General features: G+C 44.5%; 16 protein-coding genes. 4 read left to right on the forward strand and 12 right to left on the reverse strand.

What is annotated here, in order from left to right:
* Positions 1-14 precede the first annotated feature (14 nt).
* A complete protein-coding gene (locus MHH46_RS22755; RefSeq protein WP_076195248.1) occupies positions 15-911 on the forward strand; it encodes a rhodanese-related sulfurtransferase in 897 nt (298 codons plus the stop codon).
* A 255-nt stretch (positions 912-1,166) separates the two neighbouring features.
* Here MHH46_RS22755 and MHH46_RS22760 read toward each other — a convergent pair whose 3' ends face one another.
* The 5 genes from MHH46_RS22760 to MHH46_RS22780 form a co-directional block, all read right to left on the reverse strand.
* Positions 1,167-1,838, reverse strand: a complete 672-nt coding sequence (locus MHH46_RS22760; protein ID WP_076130250.1) for a YitT family protein — start codon at positions 1,836-1,838, stop codon at positions 1,167-1,169.
* Positions 1,839-2,153: 315 nt separating this feature from the next.
* Positions 2,154-2,654 carry a Crp/Fnr family transcriptional regulator gene (locus tag MHH46_RS22765; protein WP_076130249.1) on the reverse strand — a complete coding sequence of 167 codons (501 nt, stop codon included), beginning with the start codon at positions 2,652-2,654 and terminating at the stop codon, positions 2,154-2,156.
* Positions 2,655-2,829: 175 nt separating this feature from the next.
* Complete coding sequence (locus MHH46_RS22770; RefSeq protein ID WP_076130248.1) at positions 2,830-4,758, reverse strand: fructose-specific PTS transporter subunit EIIC; 1,929 nt, start codon at positions 4,756-4,758, stop codon at positions 2,830-2,832.
* A 38-nt stretch (positions 4,759-4,796) separates the two neighbouring features.
* The gene (gene pfkB / locus MHH46_RS22775; protein ID WP_076130247.1) at positions 4,797-5,708 is read right to left on the reverse strand and encodes a 1-phosphofructokinase; all 912 of its coding nucleotides are present in this window, start codon (positions 5,706-5,708) and stop codon (positions 4,797-4,799) included.
* Positions 5,709-5,825: 117 nt separating this feature from the next.
* Positions 5,826-6,590: a DeoR/GlpR family DNA-binding transcription regulator gene (locus MHH46_RS22780; protein ID WP_339244350.1), complete on the reverse strand. Its 765-nt coding sequence runs from the start codon at positions 6,588-6,590 to the stop codon at positions 5,826-5,828.
* Between the two features lie 251 nt (positions 6,591-6,841).
* Here MHH46_RS22780 and MHH46_RS22785 point away from each other — a divergent pair, with 251 nt between their 5' ends.
* Together MHH46_RS22785 and MHH46_RS22790 are read left to right on the forward strand one after the other, a co-directional pair.
* Entirely contained in the window at positions 6,842-7,114 is a 273-nt protein-coding gene (locus tag MHH46_RS22785; RefSeq protein ID WP_076130246.1) for a hypothetical protein, read from the forward strand.
* A gap of 190 nt (positions 7,115-7,304) precedes the next feature.
* The gene (locus MHH46_RS22790) at positions 7,305-8,414 is read left to right on the forward strand and encodes an AI-2E family transporter (protein ID WP_076130245.1); all 1,110 of its coding nucleotides are present in this window, start codon (positions 7,305-7,307) and stop codon (positions 8,412-8,414) included.
* A gap of 114 nt (positions 8,415-8,528) precedes the next feature.
* On the opposite strand, the gene MHH46_RS22795 is transcribed toward MHH46_RS22790, so the two are convergent.
* The 4 genes from MHH46_RS22795 to rnhA all read right to left on the reverse strand — a co-directional run bounded on the left by MHH46_RS22795 (position 8,529) and on the right by rnhA (position 12,004).
* Positions 8,529-10,087, reverse strand: a protein-coding gene (locus tag MHH46_RS22795) for an IS3 family transposase (protein ID WP_143762803.1) whose coding sequence is annotated in 2 segments (ribosomal slippage) — positions 8,529-9,454 and positions 9,454-10,087 — 1,560 coding nt in all. Because the reading frame shifts where the segments join, the coding sequence is not laid out codon by codon here.
* 112 nt (positions 10,088-10,199) lie between these two features.
* Complete coding sequence (locus MHH46_RS22800; RefSeq protein ID WP_036683006.1) at positions 10,200-10,604, reverse strand: hypothetical protein; 405 nt, start codon at positions 10,602-10,604, stop codon at positions 10,200-10,202.
* A gap of 30 nt (positions 10,605-10,634) precedes the next feature.
* Entirely contained in the window at positions 10,635-11,303 is a 669-nt protein-coding gene (ung, locus tag MHH46_RS22805) for a uracil-DNA glycosylase (protein ID WP_076130244.1), read from the reverse strand.
* Between the two features lie 44 nt (positions 11,304-11,347).
* The gene (gene rnhA, locus MHH46_RS22810) at positions 11,348-12,004 is read right to left on the reverse strand and encodes a ribonuclease H (protein WP_076130243.1); all 657 of its coding nucleotides are present in this window, start codon (positions 12,002-12,004) and stop codon (positions 11,348-11,350) included.
* A 208-nt stretch (positions 12,005-12,212) separates the two neighbouring features.
* Between rnhA and MHH46_RS22815 the strand changes: the two genes are divergently transcribed.
* Positions 12,213-12,806, forward strand: coding sequence for a hypothetical protein (locus MHH46_RS22815; protein WP_076130242.1), 594 nt, complete (start codon positions 12,213-12,215; stop codon positions 12,804-12,806).
* 220 nt (positions 12,807-13,026) lie between these two features.
* On the opposite strand, the gene MHH46_RS22820 is transcribed toward MHH46_RS22815, so the two are convergent.
* From MHH46_RS22820 to MHH46_RS22830, 3 genes are all read right to left on the reverse strand, one after another.
* Positions 13,027-13,443, reverse strand: coding sequence for a DJ-1/PfpI family protein (locus MHH46_RS22820; RefSeq protein ID WP_256715856.1), 417 nt, complete (start codon positions 13,441-13,443; stop codon positions 13,027-13,029).
* The gene (locus tag MHH46_RS22825) at positions 13,440-14,558 is read right to left on the reverse strand and encodes a hypothetical protein (protein WP_076130241.1); all 1,119 of its coding nucleotides are present in this window, start codon (positions 14,556-14,558) and stop codon (positions 13,440-13,442) included. Before MHH46_RS22825 ends, MHH46_RS22820 begins: the two co-directional genes overlap by 4 nt.
* Positions 14,559-14,655: 97 nt before the next feature.
* A complete protein-coding gene (locus MHH46_RS22830) occupies positions 14,656-15,189 on the reverse strand; it encodes a hypothetical protein (RefSeq protein ID WP_076130240.1) in 534 nt (177 codons plus the stop codon).
* Positions 15,190-15,198 lie beyond the last annotated feature (9 nt).

The following is a 15,198-nucleotide window of genomic DNA, read 5'->3' on the forward strand; positions in this document are numbered from 1 at the left end:
TAAAGGTGAAATGAATGAATCCACAATCGGAATATGCAATTCTGCTATACTATAAATTTGTAAAAGTGCCGGATGCAGAACTATTCGCCCAGGAGCATTTGGCTTACTGCAAAGAGCTTGATGTAAAGGGACGAATTCTCATCTCAGATGAAGGCATTAACGGAACACTATCAGGTACGGTTGCCCAAACCGAGCAATACATGAAGGATTTGCGCGCAAACCCTCTGTTTAGCGACATCATCTTCAAGATCGATGAGGCTGAGGGTCATGCCTTCAAAAAGATCTTCGTTCGTTATAAAAAAGAACTCGTGACGTTCCGGGTCGAGGATGAACTGGACCCTAACGTGATTACCGGAAAGCATCTGGCGCCTAAAGATTTCTATGAAATGATGCAGCGCGACGATGTGGTGATTCTGGATGGTCGTACCGGTTACGAATTCGATCTTGGTCATTTCCGCGGCTCCATCCGCCCCGAAGTAGACAGCTTCAAAGAATTCCCGGACTGGATTCGCGAGAATATGAGCGACCTTAAGGATAAACCAATCCTGACCTACTGTACAGGCGGGATCCGCTGCGAGAAATTAAGCGGGTTTATGATGAAGGAAGGTTTTGGACAGGTGTACCAGCTGGATGGCGGCATTGTGACTTATGGTAAAGACCCTGAGGTACAGGGCCAACTGTTTGATGGCAAATGTTATGTCTTCGATGAGCGGATTTCCGTACAGATTAATCATACCGACGAGGATATCGTTGTCGGACGTTGCCATCACTGCGGTCAGCCAGCTGACCAATTTATCAATTGTGCTAACGATGCTTGTCATCTTCAGCATATTTGCTGTGAGGACTGTGAAACACAGCACAGTGGTCATTGCTCGGACGAATGCGAAGCAATCACGAATGCCGTGGGCTAAATAAAAGGACAAGCTGGCCGCAAATGTTTCTACACGATTCAAAGACGAGCACTAGTGAGTCTTAAGTTAACTAAAAGGTGGCGTACAGGATTTTCACTGTACGCCACCTTTTGTTATGAGCGAAATGTCCGAGCAACTCCCTTAAGGACTGCACCCTTTAAATTACGTCATATCCAGCAAAAAAAAGTCAACCAGAAACTCTGGCTGACCTTAAATGTAGTATATCCCCGAATAAGCTGTTTATACCAGCCTTCTTCACATTACCGTACCATCATGCGGTTTACGCAGTGTAGATTGAATCTTTGGCGCCTTCACTAGCTTTGGTTTGCCTAAAGAGGTTGTAAAGGTGATCACATAGCCGGCTACGACTACTGCCATCACTGTATACATCGTTTCTTTAACAGGCATATAAAAGAGTGATAGTGCCAGAACGATTACATCCATCATGATGAATACCGTACCTACTTTGATTCCCTTCCATTCACTAACCAGCAGCGACAAAATATCGTCTCCACCGCTAGCCCCGCCACTCCGCAGGATAATTCCCGCTCCTAAACCTGTCAGTACGCCGGACAATAGAGCTGCTAATGCCAAATTGTCCTGCAAGTTGATGACCAAACCGGAATAACGTTCCATGAGACCATAGAAGATTGTAAAAGCTCCTACAGAAACAAAAGTGTTGCACACGAACGCTTTCCCTTTGAACATCCATGCTATCAAGAGTACTGGAACGTCTAGAAGCAGAGTTGAAATCGAAGGTGAAATTCCTAATACGTATTTGCCAAGCAGCGATAATCCTACGAATCCGCCCTCTGACAAATGATTCTGAAAATTGATGTGATAATAAGTAAATGCAAGCAAAAATGTTCCAAACAAAATGACTGTCAATCGGAGCAGTACATTCACTCCGTAATTGTGGTTCCTCATACAGGTCTCCCCTTATCGTATATGGCGGCTAGACGTCCCACCAACCTCTACGACGGGTAAAACCGGAGGTATTGCTCCTTCGCATATATATACTCCTTCCCCTCGCAGAGGCGGTTCGTCAAGTAACAACGGTTTACGCACCTTCTACAGGGAAGCTAAGTATAAGACAGATCATAACGTTTCCAAATCGTCCTTTGGGGAATCGTCCTTCGGGGACACATGGTATCCTGATCCTTTCTCTAATTTGATAAGTTCTGTTTACATTATACCACGGAGCCACCCTACTCTAAACAGTTTGCCAGAAAAAAGCAGGAATCACTCTGTACTCCGCAGCAAACGGTTGATTGTTTCACGTCTTACACCGATCAATTGTCCTATTTCTTCCTGGGTCAATAACTCTGTTAGCGCTGCGCCATGAGAGTAGTCATTAAACCAGCGGGTTAGCAATTCCATACGTTCTGCAGGTGTACCTACAGTCAGATGATCCAGCCGTGTCTGCATAAACCGTACCTTCTCCTGAAGCAGTCTGGCGATTTCCATCGCTTGACCAGAATCCTCCCGCAGCTGTTGATACCATTCTGCTGATGGAACTGCCTCCACCTCGCTCTTCATCATCGCAACTGCCGTTCCATGCGCCTCCTTTGGCGAAATGAGTGAATGATGGGGAACCATCTCACCGGGATACAGGATGTTGAATAACACCATGTTCCCATTCTCATGAAGTCTTGTGACCTTGAACAGCCCGCCTTTTACCTTAAATAAAAAATCACAGCTGTCTCCTTGGCGGAACAAGACTTCCCCCTTATGTAATATCATCTCGCTCGCTCCTTTTCCTTCTGATTATATATATTTTCAATTATATAAAATTAAACCTCATTTATGGAGATAAATCTACCTATGGGCGAGGAGGTGGGTGATTAATGTCCATGCAAAAACTGCTGGGTGCCAGAATGAAAATTCTGGCACCCAGCAGTTCAATTTATTTATAAAGTTACTTTGCTTCAAGCGGTTTCTTCCATAATCCGAGCATCAATCCGGAGATGACCGAACCGATCAGAACAGCTAAGAGGAACAACAGCGCGTGGCTTGAAAGGGCAGCTACAAAGATCCCGCCATGCGGAGCCGGCACGTTGATATTCCAAAGCTGTGTAAGACCTCCAGCAACGGCCGAACCAAGAATACAAGAGGTTAGGACACGAAGCGGATCGGCTGCGGCGAATGGAATGGCCCCTTCCGTAATGAACGACAAGCCCAGCACATAGTTCGTTAAGCCTGATTTACGTTCTTCTTCCGTGAATTTATTCTTAAAGAAAGTAGAAGCCAGTGCTATTGCAAGTGGAGGCACCATTCCCCCCGCCATTACAGCAGCCATCATGAAGCCGTTGGTATTGCCACTGGTAGTGAATACACCGATGGCAAAAGTATAAGCAGCTTTATTGAAAGGTCCACCCATATCTATGGCCATCATGCCACCGAGAACCAGACCCAGAATAACAGCATTAACAGTTCCAAGATCATTAAGCCAATCAATCAGTCCTACATTGATCCAGCTAAAGACCGGATCGAACAGGTAATACATCAATCCACCGGTAATTAGAAGCCCGAATACCGGATATAACAGGATCGGCTTCAGTCCGTCAAGTGTTTTAGGCAGTCCTGCAAATACTTTACGTAATCCGATAATTACATAACCCGCCAAGAAACCAGCAGCCAGCCCGCCGAGGAACCCAGCGTTGGAATTCAAGGCCATGTAACCCCCAACCATACCTGGCATCAGAGCCGGACGATCACCAATGCTAAGCGCTATAAATCCAGCAAGGACTGGAATTAGGAAATGGAAGGCACCATCTCCACCACCAATTGTCTGCAGTAACTGGAACAGCGGATGATCTGCTCCACCTACTTGTTCAATCAGGAAGGAGATTGCTAGCAGAATACCGCCACCGACTACAAACGGGAGCATGTGGGAGATCCCATTCATTAAGTCCTTATATATTTTACTGCCGATACTGCCAGATTTCTCTTTAGACCCTTCGTCATTGCCACCGCGACCTTCATTGTGATAAATCGGCGCTTCCCCATTCATAGCTTTACGAATAAGTTCTTCCGGCTTACGGATGCCATCACTTACAGGTCTTTGCAGTACAGGCTTACCGTCAAAACGGGCCATTTCCACCTTTTTATCAGCTGCAACAATTACACCGCTTGCACGCCGAATCTCATCAGGGGTAAGTACGTTTTTGGCCCCTTCTGAACCATTCGTCTCTACACGGATATTAACTCCCATTTCCAGAGCTTTTTTCTTAAGGGCATCTTCAGCCATAAAAGTGTGTGCAATGCCTGTAGGGCAAGCAGTTACAGCTACGACAAAAGTTTGGGAATCCGGGTTGCCCACGATTACACGTTCAGGCTCTGACTTCGCGGCAGTTTCAGCAGCTTCGTTCTCTTTCTCCTTAGCTTCACCTTCCGCCTGCTTGGCATCAAACAAAGCTGATACCTCGTCAGGAGTCTGAGTATTCATAAGCTGTTCAATGAACTCGCTATCGATCAGTAGTCTGGACAATGAGGCCAGTGTACGAAGATGCATATTGCCTGCTCCTTCTGGAGCGGCAATCATAAAGAAGATACGTGCTGGCTCATCATCAAGGGATTCAAACTCCACTCCCTTTGCGCTCTTAGCAAATACAACCGTCGCTTCATTTACCGCTTTAGTCTTAGCGTGCGGCATTGCAATGCCGCCGCCAATCCCAGTGCTGGACTGCTCTTCGCGCTTCAGAATCATCTCTTTAAAAAGGATCGGATCATTAATTCGGCCACTTGCAGCAAGACTCGCAATCAATTCATCAATTGCAGCTTCCTTAGTTGTAGCTTTTAGATCCATGATCATCGTTTCTTTTATCATTAAATCCGTTATTCTCATCATGCTCAACTCCCTTAAGTACTTTGAATGCTGTCGGCTTACACTTCTGAGATTTGGATCAGCGGTCTCAGCTGTTCAATGAATTCTCTGTCCGCTAAGTCATCAGAGAATGCGGTTGCACTACCCGAGGCAACGCCTGCACGGAACGCCTCCAACAAGTCTCCTGTCAAAGACAGTGTCCCTACAAAACCAGCGATCATGGAATCTCCTGCACCTACAGAATTTTTCACTTTACCTGATGGTGCGTTGGCGTGGTATACCCCTTGCTCCGTAATGAACAAAGCCCCTTCACCCGCCATGGAAACCAGTACATGTTTCGCTCCTGCATCCAGCAGCTTGCGTCCATAAGTAATAATCTCTTCCCTCGTATCTATGGTTACGCCGAACAGCTCTGCGAGCTCATGATGGTTCGGTTTAACCAGCAATGGCTGATACGCCAGTGCTTTTTGAAGTGCAGCACCAGTAGTGTCAATGACGAATTCCGCTCCGCTCTGTTTGCACACAGCTATAAGCTTGTCATAGAAATCTGCACCCAGTGATGGGGGAACGCTTCCCGACAAAATCACTACATCCTCCGCGTTCAGGGCAGCCAGCTTTTGCAATAGTGTATTGGCTTCAGGATCATGAATGACGGGTCCAACACCGTTAATCTCCGTTTCCTCTCCATGCTTGAGCTTGATATTAATCCGCGTATCATCAGAAACAAACACGAAATCGCTTGAAATTGACTCTTCGTGTAACCAATCCTCAATATATCGGCCGGTGAAGCCTCCAAGGAATCCCATAGCCTTATTCTGAACCCCAAGCTGATTAAGCACTCGGGATACGTTAATTCCCTTCCCTCCCGGAAGCTTCAAATCACGTTTCATCCGGTTCAAGTCACCCAGTCTCAAATCTTCCACTTCCACGATATAATCAATGGAAGGATTAAGCGTTACAGTATAGATCATGATTATCCCTCAATTATGTTGGTTTTCTAAGCCATAGATTACCGATCACAAGTACGGCATCTGTAATTTCTCCAAACGATCACACGGTAATTCATAATTGCTTATCCTATATAAAATTTATACCAGCGTGAAATCCACACCCAATTGCGTGATCTCACGGATGAATTTGTCAGACGCTCCTGAATCTATAATGCAATGATCCATTTCCGTCACATCTGCAACCTTGCTAAAGGATATCTGCCCCAGCTTACTGTGATCTGCCAGTAGAATAACTTGCTTGGCGACTGCGATCATTTTGCGTTTTGTAGCTGCCTCTAACATGTTCGGAGTTGTGATGCCTTCCCGCAAATCCAGTCCATTAGTGGCAAGAAAAGTTTTATCTACTCTCACCATATCTAATGAACGTTCTGTCATCGGTCCAACAAAAGCCATCGTATCCGGGCGAAGCATACCGCCTGTAATTGAGACTTCGATATTGCGGCAATCCCGCAGCTCATTCAGCGCCATAATCGAGTTCGTAATGACTTTGATATTCGAAAAGTTCTTCAGCTCTCTGGCAATCTGCAGTGTTGTTGTTCCTGCATCAAGCAGTATTGCGTCCCCCTCCTGAATCATCTCCACGGCCTTACGGGCAATCCGTTGCTTCTCATCCAATAAATGGTCTTCCTTATCAGGATAAGCCGCTTCAAAATTGACGCTCTGCAGGGAAACCGCTCCGCCATGAGTACGCTTTAATAGCTTGGCTTCTTCCAGCTCCTTCAGATCACGGCGCACAGTAGACTCAGATACGCCCATTTCCTGACTTAGCTCCTGTACAGAAGCTCTGGAGTTCTTTTCCACAAAAAGCACGATTTTTTGTTTTCTCTCTTCCTCAAACATCATCGTGGCTCGCTCCTTTATGTGACAGCGCGACCTATGCAATTCCTTGCGCTCATCTATGAATTTTATTGACCGTTAATCGATTATATATGACCGTTATTGATCGTTTGTGCTCGTTTATGATTTTAACAGCGTTTTCATCCTGTGTAAAGTGCTAAAAAGAGACAGTGCAAAATTACATCCGAATTGCCTATCTCATATGCGGCATTTATAACATATTAATAATACATACCGGGAAAAGCGGGTGATCAGAAATGGCCAATGGAAGAAACAGCGGGAGAAATAAAGGCAACAGCAATGCTAATAAGAATGGGACCACCAATAACAATAATCCAGTGGAATCCGCAGAACTTAGCGCTGAGGATTATGAGATCATCGCAGCTGGACTTGTAGCCTTAGGTGAGATTTTTTCCTTTTTATCTCTTGTTAAAGCAAGACAAGTTACCAAAGAAACCGGAGGCGAAGATGTAGTTCCTGAAATCTTCACTTTATCCACTAGAAAATCTCATAGACGAAAGTCAAGATAATCTGTGAAAAAGCAGAGAAATAGTTATACCCCCTTGTTAAATTGCGAACTTTTTACTTGGCGTAACCTTTGTAACTAGAACCTCTATATGGGTATGCCAAGAACTACCTAAAAGGAATTGCCCGCTTTTGAATCAATACTTGTAAATTAGGGTTATTAAACTACATAGACATAAATTTGAATTTTGGGGGATGTTTTTATTGCCACAACAGAAGTATTTTCGGACAAGCCTTGCTATTATCGCCTTTTTACTGATTTTGTACTTAGGCTCCAAAGTAATGTTTCTCTTCGCCCCACTGGGTGCCATTTTCAAATTATTACTTGTTCCCATGATGTTATCAGGGTTCATGTACTACCTGCTGCGTCCGTTAGTAAGAATCCTTGAGAAAAGAAAATTAAACCGGGCGTTCTCCATCCTGCTCATTTATTTTCTGATTGCCGGCTTGTTCGTTCTCTTCTGGATTCTAGTCTGGCCGACACTTCAAGAACAAATTCAGAACTTTATTGATAACACTCCTTACCTCGTGCAAGGTTTGCAGGATCAGTTCAATGCATTGAGGGAGAATCCGACACTTTCGCGTTTTTTCAAAGGGGATTCCGACGTCGCAGCCCGTTTATCAGAATTTCTTAGCGATACTATTACCTGGGTTACCAATTCCATGTCCAATTTGATTGGCGTTGTTTCCAGCATTGTAGTGTTAATCGCAACTTTGCCCATCATTCTGTACTACATGCTAAAAGATGACTATAAGCTATCGCCTAAACTTCAAGGCTTAATTCCGAGAAAATATCGTAAGGAAGGGCAAGAGATGTTTGGAGATATCGACAGCGCCTTAAGCAGCTTCATCGTCACACGCGTGGTGCTAAATGTCGTACTCGGTATTATGTTATATATAGGGTTCCTTATCATCGGACTGCCTTACTCCCTGTTGCTCGCCGTAATTTCAGTGCCCCTTAACTTCATTCCATATGTGGGATCATTCTTAGCAGCGATTCCGGTAATTATAGTGGGTTTCATTGAATCACCGACGATGGCCATATGGTCCCTGGTTGTAATCTTCATTGCCCAGCAGATCCAGGATAATGTACTCTCACCGATTATTTACGGAAAATCATTGGATGTTCATCCACTGACTACGGTCATCCTTGTCCTTATAGGTGGAGACTTCTACGGTATTATCGGAGTTCTTATTGCGCTCCCTGTTTATATGATTATAAAAATTGTTTTCCTGCGCGTGTATGAGATTATTATTGCAGACCGGATAGATGAAACTGAGCCTATCAAAAAAGAGGAGCTATAACGGTTGTAATCTACTTCGTGAACGGGCGGAGCTTATCTATAAAATAAAAAAGGGTACGTCTCCAATCACTGAACTGCACCCCGTCAAGTAGACAGCACAAAAAATAAAAGTAGTTTAAGCGGCCTTAGTCCTAAATTCAATGGGACTGAGGCCGTTTAGTTTTGCCTGTAACCGTTCGTTATTGTAAAAATGAATGTAGGTATCAATATCTGTTTGGAGTTCTTCAAAGGTCTGGTAGGAATGTAAGTAGTACTTCTCACATTTCAATGTTCCCCAGAAGGATTCCATCGGCGAATTGTCAATGCAGCAGCCTACTCGGGACATGCTTTGCTTCAGTTCTGCATCGTCCAGCATCTTTTTAAAATGCAGAGAGGTATACTGAAAACCACGGTCGCTATGGAGTAAGGTTCGGCTCTCCGGTGCTGCCTTCAAAGCTAATTCCAGTGTGTTAAAAACTAGCGAATTATTATTGGAATGACCCAGAACGTAAGCAACAATCGACTTGTCATACAGATCTTTTATTGCACTTAAATACGCCTTCTTGCCGTTTCCGTATTTGAATTCCGTTACATCCGTTACCCATTTTTGGTTTGGAGCTTCAGCCTCAAAATTACGGTTCAGCACATTCTCTGCAACCTGCTGCGGCGTGGAGCCTACATACTTCTTTTTCTTTCTGCGGATGACTGACTGGATGCCTTGGCATCTCATCAGCCGGTACACTCGCTTTGCGTTAATAGATTTATCCATTTGTCTGCGCAAATGCAGGGTCAATTGGCGATACCCAAAGGTTCGTTCCACCTTCTCATACAAGAGGAGCATAGCCTCTGTCAGTTTCTCGTTGTCTGCCTCTCGAGAACTGGGTTTGCGATTCAACCATTTGTAATAACTTGACCGTGAAATCCCTGCGATGTCACACAAAAGCCGAATGGAGCAAGACTGTTCCTGCTGAACGGCCTGAATGGCCAGGTAGATGTTCACCTGGCGAATGGTCCTTAACGTCTCCTCCTTTCGAGTTCCTCTAACTTTTTTAGAAAAGCATTCTCCGCACGCAGGCGTGCATTCTCGTATTCCAGCTTTTGCATCGCGAGTTTGTGGCGATCTGCTTCCGTAAGTTCTTCAGGCGCTTTAGTGCGTCCTCTACCGTCTCGTAACGCCTCTTCACCACCAGCTTCGTACTTCTTTACCCAGCTATATACTTGTTGGTAAGACACGTGAAAATGGCTTGCCGTCTTCGCATAGTCTTCTCTGTTCGAAAGGCAGTACAGCACGATATTTATCCGTTCCTGCCAAGTGGTTACGCGTCCTTTGGTCATAGCTTTAGTTCCTCCTGAATGAGCTGTTAAGCTGTTGCTATGACCATTATACTTCCTAATCCAGTTGGCGAGTTGGGTTGAACTTGCAATCTTATACTTGCAGATGATTTGGTTTTGCGACAATCCTCCCTCGAGATAGTCCTTAACGGCATGGAGTTTAAGTTCTGCAGAATATGTACGATTGTAGCTTCGGACTTCCAGCCCTTCGTATCCATACAATTGATAACGTTGCCGCCACTTCACTAATGAGTTTTTGGATATTCCATACTTCCGGGCCGCAGTTTTCAAACCAATGTCGCCCCGTTCAATTTCTTGGAGAATCGTTAACTTTTCCAGTGCTGTAAACTTCTTTTGTTCCATAAAAATGCTCCCCATACAGCGACAGGTTTTTATTATTTCACCTGTCTACTATATGGGGAGCATATCATCACTCGGAGTCGTACCCTTTTTTATTCTTTACAGGTGCCTGAAATCACCCTCGTAAAGAACGAACTACAAAGATGTGATTGCCCTTCATCAGGTTTTGGCCGTTCTGAAGAGTAACTGAACCTTTCGTATGTGAGGTAATAATCGTATTAAAGGCAATAAGCTGATCTTCTTTCCAGACGCTAACCGCCGATTTAAAATACACTGCATTGTCAAATTGCTGCCGATCCCTCATCACATAACCCACGGAATGGAGAACTGGAGGCAGCGCTCTTTCTTTTGGAGCCAGAGCCTTAATAACAACAATATCCCGAAACGGCACAGCAATTTCCTGATGGCCAATCACCGCCACCGATGCGGAAAGGTCCCATTTGCGCAGGATTCCCTTCATAATGGTATAAGGTTTCTCTCCGCAGTACATTATAACGGGTTTACCTACCCAATGCTTCATAGCTACCTCCCCTTCGCATCACTCCATAAATTATAAGTCCGGAATGAACCAATCTATTCCTGCCATTCCCTGCGACTCTAAAAATTGATTGGTCTTTGAGAACGGACGACTGCCAAAAAATCCACGATGCGATGAAAGTGGGCTTGGATGAGGCGATTGCAGCACCTTATGCCGGCTTTGGTCGATGAAGGCGCCTTTTTTCTGCGCATGACTTCCCCATAATATAAACACCATGGGCGTAGATCTTTCATTTAGCTTTTGCATAATAGTGTCTGTGAATGTCTCCCAGCCCAGACCTTTATGCGAACCAGCCTCACCCTCACGTACCGTCAGCACGGTGTTCAGCAACAACACTCCCTGCTCTGCTAAGTGCAGTAAAGAGCCGTGGTTCGGAACAGGCACACCGACGTCCTCTTTCAGCTCTGCATAAATATTGCGCAGTGACGGAGGGATACGTACCCCCGGATTGACAGAGAAGCTTAGTCCGTGCGCTTGTCCGGGACCATGATAAGGATCTTGACCTAAAATAACTACACGGGTCTCCTTATAAGGCGTTAATTTCAATGCTGTGAACAATAATTCTTTTGGCGGATAAACGGTATGTTCCTTATATTCTTGTGTTAGTGCGTCCATTAATTTTAGAAAATAGGGCTTTTGCATTTCATCCTGCAATACCTCATCCCAATCGTTGCCAAACATCCCCAAACTCCTCCTTTAACCGAAACCATAGCGATATAGCTTTTTTATTTCCGACCATAATCCGCTTTGATCTCGCCCCACTCTTTGGTCTGCCACTTGAGCACCTTATTGTCATATGTATTGGTTTGCAACCAACGCTCTGCCCGATCAATAAGCACCCAAATTTCCTCTGTTGAAGAATCGCGCGGCAAGGTTGTTGCCACCTTCTTCTGCTTCACCCATTTCATTGCATTTACAGAATCACTGTAGACCGTTTTATCGCTTCCCTCTCTCTTCAACAACGCCAAGGCATGAACAATCGCTAAAAATTCGCCTAAATTATTAGTGCCCTTTTTGATCGGACCACAGGAGAAAATGATATCTCCCGTTTGTGTATCTACACCCTTATATTCAACAGGCCCCGGATTACCACGAGTCCCCACATCTACTGAAATACTGTTGTAATCAATCTCCTCAGAGGTCTCTACTGTAGCACTGCGTTTAAAAGAACTAGTCCCCTTAGACTTTGCTGCTCCAGCTGCCCCTGTTCCCCAATTCCCCTTCCAGCCCGCTTTATATGCCGCATCAGCTGCTGCTTTAGATTCATAGGATTTATATTTTGCACCGGTATAATGATCTGTCTGTGCCTGGCATTCTGCCCAAGTGCTATAGACTCCCGGTTGTTTACCTTCCCAGACTACATAATATTTCTGTTTGGCCATGGATAATGCTCCTTTTCTACTGCCTGTACTTATTGTAATCCATATTGCTCGTGAATTCATCGGATAAATCACATTTTTCAGGTCATACTATACGCCAGAGATGTCCAGGCCTATATTACCATTTGTAGATTGATTGGTAAATTACTAACTAATCACTCTATAGTAAGCTCGAAGGATATCAGTACAATTACTTAGGGAGGTTATACAGATGAGAAAGATAGCAAGTGTTGCTGCGGTATTTGCTTTTGTGTTAATGGTCGGATGTGGAAATGCAACAAACAATGCCAATAATGCTACTGCAACAAGCACTCCTGAGAACACGAATAATGCGGGAACCACTAATAATACAGGCACGGCTAATAATCAAAATAACACCACAGATGCTGTAACCTCAGCTTCCGTAGTAGATAATGAAGAAGCCTTCAAACGCGCCATCAGTCCAGAAGGAACCTGGATTGCTGCTACACTTAAAGACTTAACCTTCACCGAAGATCTCGTGGTGGATGGAGAATTCATGAATAAAGAGGAACCCGCCAGAAAAATTGCTCTATACACACAAGATGCGGATCACAACATCACCAACTCCTTTAAACTGACTGCTCCAAAATTGACCATCAAGAGTAAAAACGCCCGCATCCAAGGCGGCACTTTTATTGGAGATGTATACGTAGAAGCGGATGGATTTACCCTGGTGAACGCAACCGTTGAAGGCAATGTCTACTTCGCAAACGATCAATATAAATCCACCTTTAATTCATCCGATCAAGGAAAAGTAACTGGTGTTACAGAAGTGAAAAAATAAGCTTCAACCCCAAAAAGGTGATCTCAAGTCGTTAAGACTTGAGACCACCTTTTTTATATACACCCTTATTCTTGATAAAAACCATCTTTGAAAAAGTTGTACCATCCCTCGACGGTTTCGATTGGGAAACCCTCTAACTTCTTCATAACTTCCCTTGCAAATTCTAAAGAAGCTGTGCCATTAGCTGTAATAATATATTCACTCGAAACTGCCTGTTTTTCTATATAATTTGCTTCTCCTTTATAATTAGGAGCTTTTGTTTTAAATAATCCAATGAATTTCCGGTATGCGGTATGTTGTCTAAATAGCCATGTTCAGCCAAAAAAGTTGTAGCGTCACATATAGCGGCTATAGGCACACTCTCCTGCAGACATTTTTCAATCACTGGAGTAATAGCTGAATTATCTTTCCAGCCTGTGCCCCCGATTAAAATCAACATTTCATACTGAGCAGGTAAACTGTCTAAAGTATAGTCAGGTACAACAGTAAATCCACCCATAGATTTGACATTGTCGCTAGTTAGAGCAACTGTTCTTACTTTATATTCACTTTCCTGCTTATTTAGTTCGGCACTAATATATCCGCTTTCCCAATCAGCGTAGCCATTGGATAGAAACATCAAAACTTCTTTTTTCATATATTAGCACTCCCTTTAAGTTCTAACGCCACTTCCGCCACTTCTCGCCCATTTACCAGCAGCACAATCCGGTGCTCTCCTGGATAATGACGCCGAGTTGTTAAATCAGCCCAACGATGTGTCCGTTTACCTGACAGAATTGTACCTCCAGGTACGGTCTTATCCGATAACAAAAAAGATTTACGGGAGGTTCGACCTGCCGCTTTCACGAAATAGATTCCGTATTCAATCCGAATCCGTGCTGGAGCTCCCTCACGAACTTGAAGCTTATACTGTAATTCGGAGCTTTCGCCAATGGTCAGGATTGAAGGTTCCAATAGAATGAAGGCACTCGTTATAAGTGGAGCAGCTTCGTCTGTCTGCTCTGCGTATCCGAATAAAGCCATAATCTCTGGCTCAGCTTTACGAATCAAAGAACGGCAGCCGTGCCGCACAATCCAGTCTGTATCGGGATGTGTTCCCTTCCAGCGCCGAGCGGTATCGAGCACCACTTCCGGATGATCCTTTGCAATATCATTCAAATGATTAGCGACACTTTTACGTACATACAGGGATGTATCCGCCTTAAGCTGCTCAAGTACAGGTAATACCGGAGCTGGGTCAAGCTTGAACATGGGAAGCGCCTGTCCCCAAGGCAGACGAGGCCGACAGCCCTCACTAGCCAGCCTACGTACATGCTCATCAGGGTGCTCCGCCCATACCAGCATTTGAGCCATCATCCGCTCTGGTTCCCGTAAGAGAAACGGCCTAACTGCAAATTCAGCCGATGATTTCGCTGTGAATCTTTCCAGCGCCTGCATAGACAATTCCCAATGATCGTCTCCCTGACCATATACCTCAACAAAATCCGGAAAAATCAAATAAGGAAATCCCACACAATCGTCAGCAATGGCGAATAGGATAGCCAGCGCTTCCTCATAAGGAAGCTTTAAGTGGCTGCCCAACGTCTCGGTGATCCGCCGCATTCTTGCCTTCAGCTCAAGCGTTTCCCACGGTTCAGTCATGGCTGAGCTTACAAATGCCTCAGTCTCGAAGACATTATGTACGCCACGAATCTTTTCGCCGAACTCACGCAGAAATTGTTCATTGTACATTGCTTTTAAAGGTTCAGCCATTCGATAATCCCTCATTTTCTTCTTTAAATCAGCAGACTTGATTCTGTCAGGAAATCGTAGCACACCCAATTTGACAACAGTATGTCAACTTTGGCAGCTAAGAATTAATAAGTACCTTTACCTCTTCAATCCCTTGTTGGGCTCGACTGTTTAACGCGCGCTTATCTTTAAGGTTATGTTCTATAAGTTCGTGTCCAGGATCAATGACCAGCGGCTGTGAGATTACATCCTCGAGAATTTGCACAGCAACCTTACAGCCTTGAAATAACAGTTCTTTTGTGATCACTTGGTTATGAGAACGAATGATTTCAAGCATTTTTTCCGCATAAATCAGTCTAACCAAACTATCAGCGCTCATAATATTCCGCGAAGCAAAAGAAGCCACTTTTTCCACAATCCAGCTATCCTGATAATTCCGCGAGATGGATTCCAGTATCGTAATCGCATCCCAGTCCCGTATCGACAACTGCTTGACGTGCTCCATAGCCCATTCCTGCAGCCATTCCAGCTCCACTTCTCTTGGAATTTCAAAACTCTTGTACTCCTTAAGTACTCCTGCTTTATGCATATTTAAAAAATGACCCAAAAACTGAATGTACAGCTCCTTGGCTCTTTGTGTCGGTTCTGTCATCTGGCAATC

The organism is Paenibacillus sp. FSL H8-0175 (genome assembly GCF_045040615.1).
Classification (GTDB): domain Bacteria; phylum Bacillota; class Bacilli; order Paenibacillales; family Paenibacillaceae; genus Paenibacillus_AQ; species Paenibacillus_AQ odorifer.

Coding starts and splice junctions, on each gene's coding strand:
- MHH46_RS22815 (WP_076130242.1), top strand. CDS start 12,213: ATGAGAAAGATAGCAAGTGTTGCTGCGGTATTTGCTTTTGTGTTAATG.
- pfkB (WP_076130247.1), bottom strand. CDS start 5,708: ATGATCTATACTGTAACGCTTAATCCTTCCATTGATTATATCGTGGAA.
- MHH46_RS22760 (WP_076130250.1), bottom strand. CDS start 1,838: ATGAGGAACCACAATTACGGAGTGAATGTACTGCTCCGATTGACAGTC.
- MHH46_RS22825 (WP_076130241.1), bottom strand. CDS start 14,558: ATGGCTGAACCTTTAAAAGCAATGTACAATGAACAATTTCTGCGTGAG.
- MHH46_RS22800 (WP_036683006.1), bottom strand. CDS start 10,604: ATGAAGCATTGGGTAGGTAAACCCGTTATAATGTACTGCGGAGAGAAA.
- MHH46_RS22755 (WP_076195248.1), top strand. CDS start 15: ATGAATCCACAATCGGAATATGCAATTCTGCTATACTATAAATTTGTA.
- MHH46_RS22785 (WP_076130246.1), top strand. CDS start 6,842: ATGGCCAATGGAAGAAACAGCGGGAGAAATAAAGGCAACAGCAATGCT.
- rnhA (WP_076130243.1), bottom strand. CDS start 12,004: ATGGCCAAACAGAAATATTATGTAGTCTGGGAAGGTAAACAACCGGGA.
- MHH46_RS22780 (WP_339244350.1), bottom strand. CDS start 6,590: ATGATGTTTGAGGAAGAGAGAAAACAAAAAATCGTGCTTTTTGTGGAA.
- MHH46_RS22770 (WP_076130248.1), bottom strand. CDS start 4,758: ATGAGAATAACGGATTTAATGATAAAAGAAACGATGATCATGGATCTA.
- MHH46_RS22820 (WP_256715856.1), bottom strand. CDS start 13,443: ATGAAAAAAGAAGTTTTGATGTTTCTATCCAATGGCTACGCTGATTGG.
- MHH46_RS22790 (WP_076130245.1), top strand. CDS start 7,305: ATGTTTTTATTGCCACAACAGAAGTATTTTCGGACAAGCCTTGCTATT.
- ung (WP_076130244.1), bottom strand. CDS start 11,303: ATGTTTGGCAACGATTGGGATGAGGTATTGCAGGATGAAATGCAAAAG.
- MHH46_RS22830 (WP_076130240.1), bottom strand. CDS start 15,189: ATGACAGAACCGACACAAAGAGCCAAGGAGCTGTACATTCAGTTTTTG.
- MHH46_RS22765 (WP_076130249.1), bottom strand. CDS start 2,654: ATGATATTACATAAGGGGGAAGTCTTGTTCCGCCAAGGAGACAGCTGT.